The following is a 16391-nucleotide window of genomic DNA, read 5'->3' as shown; positions in this document are numbered from 1 at the left end:
GCGCAGCGGCACGTCCGGCGCCAGGCAGGCGCCGTGCCGACCGAACCTGGGGTAGCGCGACCTCCACCGCCGCATCTTCCTCGAACAAGGGCGAGGTCAGCGCGCGATCCAGGCCAGGGTCGCCATGCGGCCGCTGCGGCGATCGCGGCGATGCGAGAAGAACCGCTGGGGGTCGGAAATCGTGCACAGGCCGCCGCCATGGATCGCGTCGGCCGGAACCCCTGCCGCCGCCAGTCGCCGCCGGGCCAATGCGTACAGGTCGACCTTCCAGTGCCCGAGCCGGGTCGCGGCGAAAGCCGCCCGCGCTCCCGGATCGGCATCGACGAAGGCGTGGAACACGTCCTCGCCGACCTCGTAGGCCTGCGGCCCCGCTGCCGGGCCCAGCCAGGCCCGCAGGCGCCCGGGCGCGGTCCGCAGTGCGGCGACGGTGCGCTCCAGCACCCCGTCGGCCAGCCCGCGCCAGCCGGCATGCGCCGCGCCGACCTCGCTGCCGTCCGCGGCGGCGAAGACCACCGGCAGGCAGTCGGCGGTCAGGATCGCCAGCACCACGCCCGGCACCGCGGTCACCGCCGCATCGGCGGTCGGTTCGGCCTCGATCCCCTGCGCCGCCGGGGGCGCCTCGAAACGCAGCACGCCGGTGCCGTGCACCTGTCGCAGCCAGTGCGGCGGCGACGGCAGCCCGGCCAGGGCCGCCAGTTCGTCGCGATTGCGCTGGACCTGGGCCGGGTCGTCGCCATCGGCCGCGTAGCGGTTGCCCTGGTTGAAATGATCGAACGGTGGCTGCGAGCCGCCCGCCCCGTGCCGCAGCGTGGTGAACGCCCGTACGCCGGGAGGCGCCGGCCAATCCGCCCACAGCAGCGGCACGCCCGCCATGTCAGCGCCGCTCCCGCTCGGCGGCCAGCGCGGAATCCTCGCGCAGCACCGCCAGCAACCGCTGCATGTCCGCCGGCACCGGCGCGACGGCACGGACCGGCTCGCCGCTGGCCGGATGCGCGAACTCCAGCGTCTCCGCATGCAACGCCTGGCGCTTGAAGCCGCGCAGCCCGGCGACCAGGTCCTCGGTCGCGCCCTTGGGCAGCTTGAGCGGGCCGCCGTAGAGCGGATCGCCGACGATCGGGTGCTTCAGGTGCGCCATGTGCACGCGGATCTGGTGGGTGCGCCCGGTTTCCAGCCGGCACTCCAGCGCGGTGTGCGCGCGGAACCGCTCGCGCAGCCGGTAATGGGTCACCGCCTCCTTGCCGTCCTCGCGCACCGCCATCCGCAACCGGTCGCGCGGGTGGCGCTCGATCGCGGCATTGGCGGTGCCGCCGGACACCAGCGCCCCCACCACCACCGCCAGGTACTGCCGGTGCACCTCGCGCGCGGACAGCTGCTCCACCAGCGCGGTCTGCGCCTGGAGCGTGCGCGCCACCACCATCACCCCGCTGGTGTCCTTGTCGAGCCGGTGCACCACGCCGGCGCGCGGCAGCGCCGACAGCGCCGGGTCGCGGAACAGCAGGGCGTTGACCAGGGTGCCGTCCGGGTTGCCGGCGCCGGGATGGACCACCAGCCCGGCCGGCTTGTTCACCACGAACACCTGGTCGTCCTGGTACAGGATGTCCAGCGGGATGTCCTGGGGCTCGGCGTGGGTCTGGGTTTCCAGCACCGCCTGCAACCGCACGGTCTCGCCGCCGCGGACCGGGTCGCGCGGCCGGGCCGGCTCGCCGTCCAGCAGCACGTCGCCCGACTTGATCCATTCGGCCAGCCGCGAGCGCGAGAATTCAGGAAACAGCTCGGCCAGCACGGCATCGAAGCGGCGGCCCGCGGCCTGGTCCGGCACGACGGCCTGGCGCGGGGATTCGGGGAGGTTGTCGGACATGGGGAACCGGGAAAGTGAAGAGAAATCGGGGCCTGGCCGGCCGAAGTCAGTCGCCGGACAGGCCACTAGGCTATTATCGCCCTTTCGTATTCCTGACGCGTCCTGCCCTCGACCCATGATCCGACGCTCCAAGCTCCACGCGCCCGTCCGCATCGCCGCCCTGCTGCTCGCCCTGGTGGTGGTCGCCACGGGCTGTCACCGCGGCGCCAAGAAGAACCCCGACGAGGGCGCGCCCGTCGAGCAGATCTATGAGAAGGCCCACGGCCTGATGGAAAAGGGCAACTGGGCCGGTGCGGAGGCCAGCTTCAAGCGCCTGATCGCCCAGTACCCGTACGGCCCGTACACCGAGCAGGCGATGATCGAGAGCGCCTACGCCCAGTACAAGGCCGGCAAGAACGAGGACGCGGTCTCCAGCATCGACCGCTTCATCCGCACCTACCCGACCCACCGCAACATCGCCTACCTGTACTACCTGCGCGGCCTGGCCAACAGCAACCGCGACACGGTGTTCCTGCGCAAGGTGTGGTCGCTCGACCCGAGCCGCCGCGACCTGTCCACCCCACAGCAGGCCTACAACGACTTCAACACCGTCGCCGACCGCTACCCGAACAGCCGCTACGCCGCCGACGCCCGCCTGCGCATGATCGCGCTGCGCGACACGTTCGCGCAGTACGAGCTGGACAACGCGCTGTACTACCTGCGCCGCACCGCCTGGGTGTCGGCCGCCGGCCGCGCCAACTACATCCTCGAGACCTACCCGCAGAGCGCGTTCCAGTACGACGCCGTGGCGGTGCTGGCCGAGGCCTATACCCACCTGGGCAACAAGCAGCTCGCCGACGATGCCCGCCGCGTGCTCGAGATGAACGATCCGAAGCACCCCTGGCTGACCGGCGACTGGCCCAAGTACCCGTGGGCGATCCGCAAGCTGAACCCGTTCGCGGGCGAGAAGTCGGCCGCTACCGGCCAGGCCAACGCCAAGATGAATCGCAACTAGCAAAAGCGGAATCCACGCAACCATGAAAGGGGCCTCCAGGGCCCCTTTCTTGTCGCGGATCTTCATTCAGCGCCTACGGATCCTGTCTCCTGTAGGAGCGGCTTCAGCCGCGACGAGGCCTTCCCGAGGGAGCTTCCGGCCGAAGCCGCGCCTACGGCCATCGACTGGGCTGTCGCTCGATTCGAAATCCTCTGGCCAAGCGTCGGGACTGAAGTCCCTCCCACGGGACAGCCCCCAACGGTGACATCGCCTCGCGCGGCGGCGCGCCAAGCCCTATAGCTCACTGGCTTTTCTGCGGCGCGGACTGAAGTCCCTCCCGCAGGAGCATCACCCGGCACTGGCAGTCCCCCAGAAGAAGGGGCTTTCGCCCCATCTTTACTGCCCGCGATAGCCGTTGGTGATCGGATAGCGCCGTTCGCGCCCGAACGCCCGCCGCGACACCTTCGGCCCCGGAGCGGCCTGGTGGCGCTTCCATTCGTTGATCCGCACCAGGCGCAGCACGTGGTCCACGGTCTCGGCGGCATACCCGGCGGCGACGATGTCCTCGCGCGACTGCTCCTGGTCCACGTAGCGGTACAGGATGCCGTCGAGCACGTCGTAGGGCGGCAGCGAGTCCTGGTCCTTCTGGTTCTCGCGCAGTTCGGCCGAGGGCGGGCGCGCGATCACCGCCGGCGGGATCACCGGCGCGCCGCCCACCGTGTTGCGCCACTTCGCCAGCCCGAACACCTCGGTCTTGTAGAGGTCCTTCAATGGCGCATAGCCGCCGCACATGTCGCCATAGATCGTCGCGTAGCCGACCGCGTATTCGCTCTTGTTGCCGGTGGTCAGCAGCAGCCCGCCGAACTTGTTGGACAGCGCCATCAGGATCACGCCGCGGCTGCGCGACTGCAGGTTCTCCTCGGTGATGTCCGGCTCGGTGCCGGCGAACAGCGGCCCCAGCGATTCCAGCAACCCCTTGAAGGCCGGCTCGATCTGCACGGTCTCCAGCCTCACCCCCAGCGCGCGGCACTGTTCCTCGGCCAGGTCGTTGGACAGCCCGGCGGTGTAGCGCGACGGCAGCCGCACCGCGGTGACGTTGTCCGCCCCCAGCGCATCGACCGCGATCGCCAGCACCAGCGCCGAATCGATGCCGCCGGACAGGCCCAGCCACACCTTCGAAAATCCATTCTTGCGGCAGTAGTCCTGCACCCCGCGCACCACCGCGCGCCAGGCCAGCGCGTCCATGCTCTCGTCGCCGTCGTCCATCCACACCACCGGCGCGAAGCGGCGCTCGCCGGCGGCGTAGTCCACCACCAGCCATTGGTCGGTGAACGCCGCCGCGGCCGGATGCACGGTGCCGTCGCCGTCGGCGACCACCGACGCGCCGTCGAACACCAGCGCGTCCTGCCCGCCGACCACGTTGAGGTAGGCGATCGCCGCACCGCTCTCGCGCGTGCGCTCGGCGAGCAGCGCGTCGCGCTGCGCATGCTTGCCTCGCTCGAACGGCGATGCGTTCGGCACCAGCACCAGTTCGGCGCCGTTGCGCACGGTATCCGCCAGCGGCTCGGAGAACCACAGGTCCTCGCAGATCACCAGGCCGACCGGCACGTCCTTGACCTCGAACACGCAGCTGCCGCCATCCGGATCCACGTCGAAGTAGCGGCGCTCGTCGAACACCGCGTAGTTGGGCAGTTCGCGCTTGCGGTAGGTCTGCGCGATACGGCCTTCGCGCAGCACGCTGGCCGCGTTGTAGACCACCGCGCCCGCGCTCTGCGGCCAGCCGACCACCGCGACGATGCCCTTCGCGGCCGCGGCGATGCGCTCGATCGCCTCCGCGCAGTGCGCCAGGAACCCCGGCCTCAGCAGCAGGTCCTCCGGCGGATAGCCGCTGACCGCCAGTTCGGGAAACAGCACCACGTCGGCGCCGAACTCGTCGCGCGCGTGGCCGATCATCTCGATGATGCGGTCGGTATTCTGCGCGACGGCGCCTACCGGGAAATCGAACTGGGCCAGGGCGATGCGAAGGGTCTTGGACATGTCGGGCAGCCTTTCACGGGATGCCGCCGTGCGGCGGCCGATATGGGATCGGGCGATGTTCCGCCAACCATCGTGCGATCTCGCCGCAGACCGTGTCGGTAGTCGCCAACGCCTCATTATTCCAGAACCGCAGGACCGCGAAGCCCTCGCCCGCCAGGAAAGCGTCGCGCCGGGAATCCGCCTGGCAATCGAGGTGCTGGCTACCGTCGAGTTCGATCACGAGCCGCCGTTCCAGACAAGCGAAATCGACCACGTACGGACCGATCGGGCATTGGCGGCGGAACTTGCAGCCGAACAGGCGGCGGTCGCGCAGCCTGTACCAGAGCCGACGCTCGGCGTCGGTCATCCGGCCGCGGAGAGCTCTGGCGGATGAGGTTTTCTGTCCGTTGCGCATCCCGCCCTTTCCTTGCAGGAGAGGCATGAGGATCGAACGGCGAGCCAAGGCGCGGGATCGGAGGAGGCGGGAATTTGATGTAGGGAAGCGCCCTCACCCCTACCCCTCTCCCGCAAGCGGGAGAGGGGAAAAGCTCGCCGGCTCCTGCTCCCTCTTGCTGGGGGTGGGACCTCGCCGACTCCTTCTTCCTCTTGCTGGGGAAAAGCTCGCGGCTTCTTTTCCCCTTGCCGGAAGTGAAAAGCTCACGGCTCCTTCTCGCCCTTGCTGGAAGGGAAAAGCTCGCAGGCTCCTTCTCACCTCAAAACTCGCGACTTCCTACTCCCCGCTGGAAGGAAAAACTCGCTACCTACTCCCCGCTGGAAGAAAAAACTCGCTACCTCCTTCCCTCGCGGGAAGGGGAAAACCCGCGGCTCCTTCCTCCTTCGTGGAAAGTGAAAGCTCGCGATTTCCTTCTCCCGCTCGCGGGAGAAGGTGCCCGAAGGGCGGATGAGGGCCACCGCCTTCGCCCCATGAAAAAAGGCCGCCCGGAGGGCGGCCTTCCAAAAAGCTGCAATGCAGCGCCGGCTTACTTCACCAGCGCAGCGATCGCCGCTCCCAGGTCGCCCGGCGAGCGGACGGTCTTGACGCCCGCCGCTTCCATCGCGGCGAACTTGCCTTCGGCCGTACCCTTGCCGCCCGAGGCGATCGCACCGGCATGGCCCATGCGCTTGCCGGCCGGCGCCGAGGCACCGGCGATGAAGCCGACGACCGGCTTCTTCACGTGGTTCTTGATGTACTCGGCACCGGCTTCCTCGGCGTCGCCGCCGATCTCGCCGACCATGATGATGCCTTCGGTCTGCGGGTCTTCGTTGAACAGCTTCAGGCAGTCGACGAAGTTCAGGCCGTTGATCGGGTCGCCACCGATGCCGATGCAGGTGGACTGGCCCAGGCCGACCTCGGTGGTCTGCTTGACCGCTTCATAGGTCAGCGTGCCCGAGCGCGAGACGATACCGATCTTGCCCGGCTTGTGGATGTGGCCCGGCATGATGCCGATCTTGCACTCGCCCGGGGTGATCACGCCGGGGCAGTTCGGCCCGATCAGCACGGTGTCCGGGTACGAACGGGTCAGCACGTTCTTCACGCGCAGCATGTCCAGCACCGGGATGCCCTCGGTGATGCAGACGATGACCTTGATGCCGGCCGCAGCGGCCTCCAGGATCGCGTCGGCCGCGAACGGCGGCGGGACGTAGATGACCGACGCGTCGGCGCCGGTGTTCTGCACGGCATCGGCCACGGTGTTGAACACCGGCAGCTCGAGGTGGGTGGTGCCGCCCTTGCCCGGGGTGACGCCGCCGACGACCTGGGTGCCGTACTCGATCATCTGGGTGGCGTGGAAGGTGCCCTGCTGGCCGGTGAAGCCCTGCACGATCACCTTGGTGTTCTTGTTGATCAAAACGGACATTCGTTTGAGTCCTCTGAATCTCTGGCTGTTTATCGGCTTCGGAACCACGTGATGTTTCGCCATGCGGAACATCACTCAGACATGCCTCCACATCCCCCACATCGCCGCTTCGCGGCGATGTCGCCCCCTTGACTCAAGGGGGCTGGAGAAGCGCAGCCCGGTGCCCCGAAACAGGAATGATCAGGCGGCGGCTTTCTTGACCGCTTCGACGACCTTCTTGGCGCCGTCGTTGATGTTGTCGGCCGGGATGATGGCCATGCCGCTGTCGCGCAGCAGCTGCTTGCCCTCTTCCACGTTGGTGCCTTCCAGGCGCACCACGACCGGCACCTTGACGCCCACTTCCTTGACCGCGGCGATGATGCCCTCGGCAATCATGTCGCAACGGACGATGCCGCCGAAGATGTTGACGAAGATGCCTTCGACCTTGTCCGAGGACAGGATCAGCTTGAACGCCTCGACCACGCGCTGCTTGTTCGCGCCGCCGCCCACGTCCAGGAAGTTCGCCGGCTCGCCGCCGTTGAGCTTGATGACGTCCATGGTGGCCATGGCCAGGCCGGCGCCGTTCACCATGCAGCCGATGTTGCCGTCCATGGTGACGTAGTTGATGTCCAGCTCCGAGGCGATCACCTCGGTCGGGTCTTCCTGGGACTTGTCGCGCATGGCGACCAGTTCCTTGTGGCGGAAGTTGGCGTTGTCGTCGCTGTTGAACTTGCCGTCCAGCGCATACAGGTTGCCGTCGTCCAGGATCGCCAGCGGGTTGATCTCGACCAGCGCCAGGTCCTTCTCGTTGAAGATGCGGTACAGGTTCACCATGATGTTGGCGAACTGGCCGGCCTGCTTGGCGGTCAGGCCCAGCTTGAAGCCGATGTCGCGGCCATGGTAGCCCTGCACGCCCTCGACGAAGTCCACGTTCAGGGTGTGGATCTTCTCCGGGGTCTCGGCGGCGACCTGCTCGATCTCGACGCCGCCCTCGGACGAGGCGATGTAGGTGATGGTCTTGGTACCGCGGTCGACCAGCACCGACAGGTACAGTTCCTTGACGATCTCGCCGGCGGTGGTCACCAGCACCAGGTTGATCGGCAGCTCGACGCCGGCGGTCTGGTAGGTGGCCATCTTGGTGCCGAGCATCTTGGCCGCCGCGGCCTTCACGTCGTCGACGGTCTTGCAGAACTTGACGCCGCCGGCCTTGCCGCGGCCGCCCGCATGGATCTGCGCCTTGACCATCCAGGGGCCGGCGCCCAACGACTTGGCGGCTTCGACCGCTTCATCCGGAGTCGCCGCGACCTTGCCGGCCGGGACCGGGATGCCGTATTCGGCAAGCAATTGTTTTGCCTGGTATTCGTGGAAATTCATGCGTCACCGTGGGAAAAGGAAACGACCGTCCGGTACCACGGCGACCCTGCCTTGCAGGGCTGCCTGACGTGCTCGGGCGGGCCGCCTATTGTCGCCGACGAGCGGCTGCGGCGCAAAATCGGGCATTCCCGGCGACTTTGCGCGAGCGAGTTCGGGCCCGGCGGGCGCCAGCGCCAGCGCATCGGGCCCAGGCACCGCCCATAACGGCCTGGCCCGGCAAACCACGCCATCGACACGCCCCTATACTCCGGCTCCTGCCAGCCAGAAGGGGAGTTCCGGCTTGTCACCCAGCACCTCGCTCATCGACCGGATCGAGTCCGTACCCCGGCGCGAGCTCTATTTCTTCGCCCTGTACCGGGTGCTGGTCGCCGGCCTGCTGGCCGCGCTCGTCTTCAGCCCGTTGTCCATGCTGGTCGGCAAGCCGCTGCATCCCGGCCTGGCACAAGGCGTCACCACCGCCTACCTGCTGCTGGCCATGCTGTTGCTGTTCTGGGGCCGCAACGATCGCTGGCTGACGCCGATCGTGGCCTGCAGCACCGCGGCGGACATCCTCGCAGCGACGCTGGCGATCCATGCCTTGCCCAGCGCCAGCGCCGGCATCGCGATGATGCTGCTGTTCAACGTCGCGGCGGCGGCGATGCTGCTGCCGCTGCGCTACGGCCTGGGCATCGCGGTGTTCGCCGGCATCGCCACCGTGCTCGAGTACGCCTGGACCCAGCTCGACGGCGACGCCAGCAACCGGACCTTGGCCGAGCTCGCGATGTTCGTCACCAGCTACCTGGCATTGGCCTACATCTGCCACCAGATCGGCCAGCGCGCCCGCAACAACCAGGCCCTGGCCGAACGGCGCGGCGCCCAGGTCGCCAACCTCTACGAGATCAACGAATTGATCATCCGCCGCATGCGCACCGGCGTGCTGGTGGTGGACGCGCGCAATCGCGTCGCGCTCGCGAACGAGGCCGCCGCCGCCCTGCTCGGCGACGCCGACGGCTACGCAGGCGCTGGCCAACTCGAACTGGCCAGCGCCGCGCCGGAGCTGGCCCGGCGCCTGCAGCGCTGGCGCAACGGCTGGACCCAGGACGAGGCGCCGCTGCAGCTTTCCCCCGACCAGCCGGAAGTCCAACCGCGCTTCGCCCGGCTGCTGGCCGACAGCGACCTCACCCTGGTCTTCCTTGATGACGCCACCGTTGTGTCGCGGCGCGCCGAATCGCTGACCCTGTCGGCGATGGGCCGCTTCTCCGCGAGCCTGGCCCATGAGATCCGCAATCCGCTGGCGGCGATCAACTATGCCGCACAGTTGCTGGAAGAATCGACCGCGATCGGCGATGCCGACCGCCGCCTGCTGCAGATCATCCACCAGCAGTGCCTGCGCACCAACGGCATCGTCGAAAGCGTGCTCGGCCTGGCCAGGCGCGAGCGCGCCAATCCCGAGAACCTCAACCTCTCCGCGTTCGTGCGCCGCTTCGTGCTGGAGTACCGGCAGACCCTGTCGATCGAGACCGACAGCCTGGAAGCCATCACCAGCCAAGCCACCGTGCAGGCGCTGGTCGACCCCAAGCACCTGCACCAGATCCTTACCGCCCTGGTGCACAACGCTCTCAAGTACGGGCGCACGATGGACGAGCCCGCGCGCGTCAGGTTGCGCGTGGCTGCACAGGACCGCAGCGCGGTGGTCGACGTGATGGATCGCGGCCCCGGGATTCCCGACGCGGTCGCCGCGCAGCTGTTCCGCCCGTTCTTCACCACTTCCGAGCACGGTACCGGGCTTGGCCTGTACATCGCCCGCGAGCTCTGCCGCGCCAACCAGGCCCGGCTCGAGTACGTGGCGGTTCCCGCGGGCGGCGCCTGCTTCCGGGTGGTCCTGCCCGGGCCGCATACACTGGCGCCGCCATGATTTCGACGAACAGCCCCGAAACGACGCCGCGCGGCATATTCCGGCAGAATTTGTCGTCATCGTTCGCGCCGATCTATCTTTGTCCCCCATGAACGAAAGCCGAAGTGCCCTCGTCGTCGACGACGAACGCGACATCCGCGAACTGCTGGTCCTCACGCTCGGACGCATGGGCCTGCGCGTCAGTACCGCCGCCAACCTCGCCGAAGCGCGCGAACTGCTGGGCAGCAACCGCTTCGACCTGTGCATCACCGACATGCGCCTGCCCGACGGCAACGGCATCGAGCTGGTCACCGAGATCGCCCGCCACCATCCGCACACGCCGGTGGCGATGATCACCGCGTTCGGCAGCATGGACCTCGCGGTGGAAGCGCTGAAGGCCGGCGCCTTCGATTTCGTCAGCAAGCCGGTCGACATCCATGTGTTGCGCCGCATGGTCAAGCACGCGCTGGAATTGAACAACAGCGAGCGCCCGGCCCCGCCACCTCCGCCGCCGGAGCAGGCCAGCCGCCTGCTGGGCGACTCCCCGGCGATGAGCGCGCTGCGCGCCACCATCGCCAAGGTCGCGCGCAGCCAGGCGCCGGTCTACATCCTCGGCGAATCCGGCGTGGGCAAGGAACTCGTTGCGCGCACGATCCACGAGCAGGGCGCGCGCGCCGCCGGCCCGTTCGTCCCGGTGAACTGCGGCGCGATCCCCGCCGAGCTGATGGAAAGCGAGTTCTTCGGCCACAAGAAGGGTAGCTTCACCGGCGCCCACGCCGACAAGCCCGGCCTGTTCCAGGCCGCCAGCGGCGGCACCCTGTTCCTCGACGAGGTCGCCGAACTGCCTTTGCAGATGCAGGTCAAGCTGCTGCGCGCGATCCAGGAAAAATCCGTGCGCCCGGTCGGCGCGTCCGCCGAGGTCCCGGTGGACGTGCGCATCCTGTCGGCCACGCACAAGGATCTCGGCGAGCTGGTCGCCGACGGCCGCTTCCGCCACGACCTGTACTACCGTATCAACGTGATCGAACTGCGCGTGCCGCCGCTGCGCGAGCGCGGCGACGACCTGCCCCATCTCGCGGCCTCGATCCTGGCCCGCCTGGCACGCAGCCAGGGGCGGCCGATGCCCCTGCTCTCGCCTTCCGCGCTGGACGCGCTCGGGCACTACGGTTTTCCCGGCAACGTGCGCGAGCTGGAGAACATCCTCGAACGGGCGTTGGCCCTGGCCGAAGACGACCAGATCAGCGCCAGCGACCTGCGCCTGCCCCAGCACAACGCGCCGCGCCTGCCCGGCGCATCGGCAGAGCCCGCCGAAGCCGTCGTCGACATCGACCCGGCGAAGGCCGCCCTGCCCTCCTACATCGAACAGCTCGAACGCGCGGCGATCCAGAAGGCGCTGGAAGAAAACCGCTGGAACAAGACCCGCACCGCGGCCCAGCTCGGCATCACCTTCCGAGCCCTGCGCTACAAGCTGAAGAAGCTGGGGATGGAGTAGGGAACAGCCATCCCTTCTCCCGCGCGGCGGGAGAAGGTGGCGCGAAGCGCCGGATGAGGGCAGGACTGGCCCGCCTCAATCCTTCGTCACCCGGTTGATCTCGGCCAGTCCGGTCACCCCCTGCACCACCTTCAGCAGCGCCGACTGGCGCAGGTCCCTCACCCCGAGCTTCTGCGCCGCCTCGGCGATCTGCAGCGCATTGCCTCCCGCCAGCACGATCGCGGCGATCTCGTCGGTCATGGGCATCACCTGGTAGATGCCGGTGCGGCCCTTGTAGCCTTCGGTGCACTCGTCGCAACCGACCGGCTCGTACAGGTCGAAGCCGGCTTCGATCTGCTCCAGCGTGAACCCCTCGGCCAGCAGTGCGTTGGCCGGCAGTTCCGTCTTGCGCTTGCAATGCGGGCACAGGCGGCGCGCCAGGCGCTGGGCGATCACCAGCGTCACCGACGAGGTGATGTTGTAGGGCGCGATGCCCATGTTCATCAAGCGCGCGATGGTCTGCGGCGCATCGTTGGTATGCAGCGTCGACAGCACCATGTGGCCGGTCTGCGCCGCCTTGATCGCGATTTCCGCCGTCTCCAGGTCGCGGATCTCGCCGACCATGATCACGTCCGGGTCCTGGCGCAGGAACGAGCGCAACGCGGCGGCGAACGTCATGCCGCGCTTGTTGTTCTGCTGGACCTGGTTCACGCCGGGAAGGCGGATTTCGACCGGATCCTCGGCCGTCGAAATGTTGCGGGTCTCGTCGTTGAGGATGCCCAGCGCCGTGTACAGCGACACCGTCTTGCCCGATCCGGTCGGGCCGGTCACCAGCACCATGCCGTACGGCTTGTGGATGGCCTCCAGGAACAGCTTCTGCTGGTCCGGCTCGTAGCCCAGCTTGTCGATGCCCAGCTTGGCCGCGCTGCCGTCCAGGATGCGCAGCACGATCTTCTCGCCGAACAGGGTCGGCAGCGTGCTGACGCGGAAATCGATCTGCTTGGTCTTGGACAGGTTGAGCTTGATGCGGCCGTCCTGCGGCACGCGCTTCTCGGCGATGTCCAGCTGCGACATCACCTTCAGGCGCGCCGCGATGCGCTCCTTCAACTTGACCGGCGCCCTGGCCACCTGCTTGAGCAGGCCATCGATGCGGAAGCGGACGCGATAGTCGTCCTCGTAAGGCTCGAAATGGATGTCCGAAGCCCCGCGGCGGATCGCATCCACCAGCACCTTGTTGACGAACTTCACGACGGGCGTGTCGTCGCCCTTCGCGTCGATGCCGGCATCGCCGCCGGCCCCCACGTCCTCGTCGCCGACCGCGACGTCGAGATTGTCGATGCCCTCGTCGTCCTCGCCGAGCGCCGCCCCCAGGACGCCGTTGCTCGACTGCCACTGCTCCAGCGCGCGCCGGATCTGGTCCTCGTCGACCAGGATCGGCTCCACCGCCAGGTTGGTGTGGAACTTGATGTCGTCCAGCGCGCGGGTCTGGGTCGGATTGCTGACCCCCACGAACAACCTGTTGCCCCGCTTGAACAGCGGCAACACCTGGTGCTGCTGCAGCAACTCCTCGCTGACCAGCTTCATCGCGCTCTGGCTGGCATCGAAGGCCGACACGTCGAGCAAGGGCATGCCGAACTCGACCGAGTTGGCCGCCGCCAACTGGGCCGCGGTGGCCAGCTTCTTCTCGGCGAACCACTGCGGTAGCGGGACCTTGGCGACCGCGGCCTGGTCCATGGCCGCGCGGGCGGCGGACTCGTCCAGCACGCCGTCCTGGACGAGGCGGCGGGCAATGCCAGTGACTCCCACAAGATTAGCAGTGACTGCTGCGTTCATAGTCCCCTCATCTGCGCCCGATGGCCTTTCATTACCTTGCCCTCTCCCAGGCGGAAAGGCAGCGCCATGCCTCGCGGCTGAAGGCCAGCCCAGTTGCATTATAGTTGCGCGGATCCCCTTCGAAATACGCCACCAACATGTTTGACCGGCCATCGGTGAAAGCTACCGACAGCATTCCGGGCAGCCGCCCAAAATGCGTCCAAGCCAGGTCTGGGTCCTTCGTAGGCCAGTGTCGCCAGCCATAGGCGTAGTATGAGCCGTCATCAAGGACCACCGTCGGCGGAAGATCACGCACGGGCAGCGTAGCCTTGAGACGCGAATGCAACTCAGGCAACGAAGACTGCCATCCACCGGCCGCACCCAAAGGAGACTGCAACGCCTCTAGCAATGCCTCGTCGGCCTGCGGCAGGCTCTTCTGCACTAGCATACCGAGCAAGCAGTATCCGACATTTGAGTATGAGATCTTCTGTCCAGGAACAAAATCCAGTGGTCGCGAGAGGGCGATCTGTGCCGCAACGGGGCACGGGCGCACCTGATCGCCGTCCCATAAGGGATCACCAGATGAATCGCGATCGAACCCTCCGGTATGCTGGATCAGGTTTCGAACTTGGATCTCAGGGTAATTTTTTGCACCGTGGAGTTCGGGGAAGAGCGAGGCCACTGACGCATCAAGGCTAATGCTACCGGCATCGATCAGCTTAGCCACCTGGCTCGCCACGATTGGCTTCGTCAGGCTCGCCGCTGAATAGGTGCGCCAGCCGGAAGGCATAAGGGAATCCATCCATTCCATTGAGACCTGCTTCGGCCCTGCCGCAAGATCAGCAAACAGGACCCCACGCGCCAGTCCTGTGTGCGACATAGCATCGCGCAAACACTGCTCCTCTGGGCCATCCGAACAGCCGACCAGAATGAAAGCGCCGAGCGCGACAGCTACCAAACGATACCTACACCACACGGCGAAACATTCCAAAAATCCGCGCGACGAGGCCGTGATGCTCGATCCAGTGTACATAGCGCAGGTATTCGGGGTCGGATCGCAGATGTCGCTCCTCCGTGTAGGCGCGTAGCGCATATATCCCGTTAACGCACAACAAAGCCAGTGAGTTGAATATAGCTGTTCCATAGCCATGCACCGAAAAGAACGGCATAGATATCATCCACCAGCTGAGATTCTTGCTTATGTAGGCCGGATGCCTGACAAAGCGATAGGGACCAGAAGTGATGACCCCACGATGTGTCAGATTAGAAAATCGCGGCCCAAATGCCATCGTCGCAGAAGTATAGATAGCCGTCAGAGCCAAGATCCCGGCGGCCCAGATAGGCCCCAGCAGTGACGATCCACCCAACCAATGCCGCCAATCTTCCGCACTCCGATAGAGCAGCCAGCCGTCAATGACAAACACTGCCAATGGCGGGTAGCAAACAAGCACTGACAACCAACCCAGCCATGTTCGATCTACTGAACGGATCTCTGCCCCAATCCTTGTGCTGCTATATACATAACCAATAATGGCGAACGCGCAATCGACCGCATACAGAAGCGCGAATATCAACACGAATACTGCTGAGGAAGCCGATTTCATATCGGCAGCTAACGCACTTTCCAGCCATGTGTAGCACCACCCCAACATGAGCGGCAGGAAAAAAGCCTTGACCACCCACCCCAGCACAACGGATGCGCGCCCGGCTTCGGCGTCCCAGTCACGAAGCAATACCTTGCCGAACTGGGAGACGGGCTCCACCAGACCATCAAGATAATCTCGCAACGAGAGGAAGAAGATCACCCCCAGAATTGCAAGAAGAGAGGACAATATTTCCGGGAATGAAAAGGCTCGGGGACCACCTAACCTCACCTGCAGCATGAAGCTCAGAAGGAAAAGGCCAACAACTGCCAAAGCCCCGGTCCACCAAGCCACTCCAGAGCATCTCGAGCGCATTGGAAGCTCGCTACCGCCAAAGCGTTTGCGTTCAAGAAGCCACATGGGCACAGCCGCGGCCACGATCAACAGCCACAATGCAGATAGCGGGCCAAGATGGCCGAACCAGCTAACCAAGAACGCAATGATCGCGCCTGCGGCGCCAATTAAAGCTACGCGGATAGGCACAGCACTAGAAGGCAACGCAACTGGAGCCGCCCCCCCACCTTGATCCGGTCGCGAGGGCTCTAGATCAGGCACGGCATTCCGGGGGCACATGCTTATTCTCGCCCGCCGTGCGTACGCAGCGCCATTTAACCGGCTCTTCCTGGACATAGGTTGGCACCAATGTCAGCGTCACGCTGCCCGCCTTGGGCGCGGTCGTCACTGTCAGTACGCCATTGCCCTGGCATGAAAAGGACGTAACGTTGGCACTAACGGGCGCAACGCCTGAAACGCCATTGCATGCCGTCGAGCTGAGCGAGTTTTCGTTATTGATGTTTTCTGTCACAAGGGCCTTGGCGCCGCTCAAAAGGACAACGGCTTCGGACACCCGCGCGCGAATGGTATAGTCTTGGTACGCAGGCAAAGCGATGGCAGCCAGGATTGCAATTATCGCCAAGACGATCATCAATTCGATCAGGGTAAACCCCTCATTTCGACGCATCCCCCCCTCCGAATTCTTCAAGTCTCAGTAAAAAAGCCCCGCCGGAGCGGGGCTTCTCATCGCACCAGCAGCTATTAGCCGCCGGTGCTGCCGCCGCCGGTGCTGCCGCCGGCGGCAGCGGTGCGGCACTCGGCCGGATAGTAGGCGGGCTTGCCGCCCGTGGCCGAGCAAGCCCACTTAGTGCCAGCGACACCAGCGCCAGCAGTCGGAGTAAAGGTCAGGGTCACCGAACCCGCCTTAGCAGTCGTGGTCACACCAATCACGCCAGTATCATCGGTACAGGTAAAGGAAGCGACATTGGTGGTACCCGGAGCCGTCGTATCAACACCAGCACAAGCACCGGCAGCGATCTGACCACCATTGTTGGCGATGTTCTCGGCCACGGTGGTCTTCGCACCGGAGGCTAGGACTGCCGCCTCCGACACGCGAGCGCGGATCGTGTAGTCCTGATAGGCTGGCAGCGCGATAGCAGCCAAAATGGCGATGATCGCCACAACGATCATCAGTTCGATCAGGGTAAAGCCCTGCTGCTTCTTCATGTGTCATCCCCTAGAGGTTGGTTGATTGAAGGCGCC

Annotated in this window: 14 protein-coding genes; 3 read left to right on the top strand and 11 right to left on the bottom strand. The window is 66.1% G+C overall.

The features are described 5' to 3' along the window. Positions 1 to 96: 96 nt before the first annotated feature. Entirely contained in the window at positions 97 to 873 is a 777-nt protein-coding gene (gene pgeF / locus M3M27_RS05650) for a peptidoglycan editing factor PgeF (protein ID WP_434027424.1), read from the bottom strand. A gap of 1 nt (position 874) precedes the next feature. Next, on the bottom strand, positions 875 to 1858 hold the full coding sequence (gene rluD, locus M3M27_RS05645) for a 23S rRNA pseudouridine(1911/1915/1917) synthase RluD (protein ID WP_434027423.1): 984 nt from the start codon (positions 1856 to 1858) through the stop codon (positions 875 to 877). Positions 1859 to 1973: 115 nt separating this feature from the next. Here rluD and M3M27_RS05640 point away from each other — a divergent pair, with 115 nt between their 5' ends. Next, positions 1974 to 2852 carry an outer membrane protein assembly factor BamD gene (locus M3M27_RS05640; protein WP_140719325.1) on the top strand — a complete coding sequence of 293 codons (879 nt, stop codon included), beginning with the start codon at positions 1974 to 1976 and terminating at the stop codon, positions 2850 to 2852. 375 nt (positions 2853 to 3227) lie between these two features. On the opposite strand, the gene M3M27_RS05635 is transcribed toward M3M27_RS05640, so the two are convergent. The 4 genes from M3M27_RS05635 to sucC form a co-directional block, all read right to left on the bottom strand. Beyond that, entirely contained in the window at positions 3228 to 4868 is a 1641-nt protein-coding gene (locus M3M27_RS05635; RefSeq protein WP_140719327.1) for an NAD+ synthase, read from the bottom strand. Between the two features lie 13 nt (positions 4869 to 4881). Then, positions 4882 to 5262 carry an endonuclease domain-containing protein gene (locus tag M3M27_RS05630; protein WP_434027422.1) on the bottom strand — a complete coding sequence of 127 codons (381 nt, stop codon included), beginning with the start codon at positions 5260 to 5262 and terminating at the stop codon, positions 4882 to 4884. Positions 5263 to 5827: 565 nt separating this feature from the next. Then, positions 5828 to 6703 (bottom strand): succinate--CoA ligase subunit alpha, encoded by an 876-nt coding sequence (gene sucD / locus M3M27_RS05625; protein WP_140719331.1) that lies wholly within the window; start codon positions 6701 to 6703, stop codon positions 5828 to 5830. 180 nt (positions 6704 to 6883) lie between these two features. Continuing rightward, the gene (gene sucC, locus M3M27_RS05620; protein ID WP_434027421.1) at positions 6884 to 8056 is read right to left on the bottom strand and encodes an ADP-forming succinate--CoA ligase subunit beta; all 1173 of its coding nucleotides are present in this window, start codon (positions 8054 to 8056) and stop codon (positions 6884 to 6886) included. A gap of 280 nt (positions 8057 to 8336) precedes the next feature. Here sucC and M3M27_RS05615 point away from each other — a divergent pair, with 280 nt between their 5' ends. Both M3M27_RS05615 and M3M27_RS05610 read left to right on the top strand, forming a co-directional pair. Further along, positions 8337 to 9950, top strand: a complete 1614-nt coding sequence (locus tag M3M27_RS05615) for a sensor histidine kinase (protein ID WP_434027420.1) — start codon at positions 8337 to 8339, stop codon at positions 9948 to 9950. 88 nt (positions 9951 to 10038) lie between these two features. Then, on the top strand, positions 10039 to 11421 hold the full coding sequence (locus M3M27_RS05610; protein ID WP_434027419.1) for a sigma-54-dependent transcriptional regulator: 1383 nt from the start codon (positions 10039 to 10041) through the stop codon (positions 11419 to 11421). A gap of 75 nt (positions 11422 to 11496) precedes the next feature. Here M3M27_RS05610 and pilB read toward each other — a convergent pair whose 3' ends face one another. The 5 genes from pilB to M3M27_RS05585 all read right to left on the bottom strand — a co-directional run bounded on the left by pilB (position 11497) and on the right by M3M27_RS05585 (position 16355). After that, positions 11497 to 13206 (bottom strand): type IV-A pilus assembly ATPase PilB, encoded by a 1710-nt coding sequence (gene pilB, locus M3M27_RS05605; RefSeq protein ID WP_434027961.1) that lies wholly within the window; start codon positions 13204 to 13206, stop codon positions 11497 to 11499. 58 nt (positions 13207 to 13264) lie between these two features. Beyond that, a complete protein-coding gene (locus M3M27_RS05600; RefSeq protein ID WP_434027418.1) occupies positions 13265 to 14023 on the bottom strand; it encodes a serine hydrolase domain-containing protein in 759 nt (252 codons plus the stop codon). Between the two features lie 154 nt (positions 14024 to 14177). After that, on the bottom strand, positions 14178 to 15287 hold the full coding sequence (locus M3M27_RS05595; RefSeq protein ID WP_434027417.1) for an isoprenylcysteine carboxylmethyltransferase family protein: 1110 nt from the start codon (positions 15285 to 15287) through the stop codon (positions 14178 to 14180). A 115-nt stretch (positions 15288 to 15402) separates the two neighbouring features. Then, positions 15403 to 15816 carry a pilin gene (locus tag M3M27_RS05590; protein ID WP_434027416.1) on the bottom strand — a complete coding sequence of 138 codons (414 nt, stop codon included), beginning with the start codon at positions 15814 to 15816 and terminating at the stop codon, positions 15403 to 15405. A gap of 74 nt (positions 15817 to 15890) precedes the next feature. Continuing rightward, a complete protein-coding gene (locus tag M3M27_RS05585; RefSeq protein ID WP_434027415.1) occupies positions 15891 to 16355 on the bottom strand; it encodes a pilin in 465 nt (154 codons plus the stop codon). Between the last annotated feature and the right edge of the window lie 36 nt (positions 16356 to 16391).

The organism is Xanthomonas boreopolis, from assembly GCF_046529185.1.
GTDB classification, from domain to species: domain Bacteria; phylum Pseudomonadota; class Gammaproteobacteria; order Xanthomonadales; family Xanthomonadaceae; genus Pseudomonas_S; species Pseudomonas_S boreopolis.
Note: the sequence above shows the minus strand (reverse complement) of the source record. Positions and strands in the feature narration are given on the sequence as shown.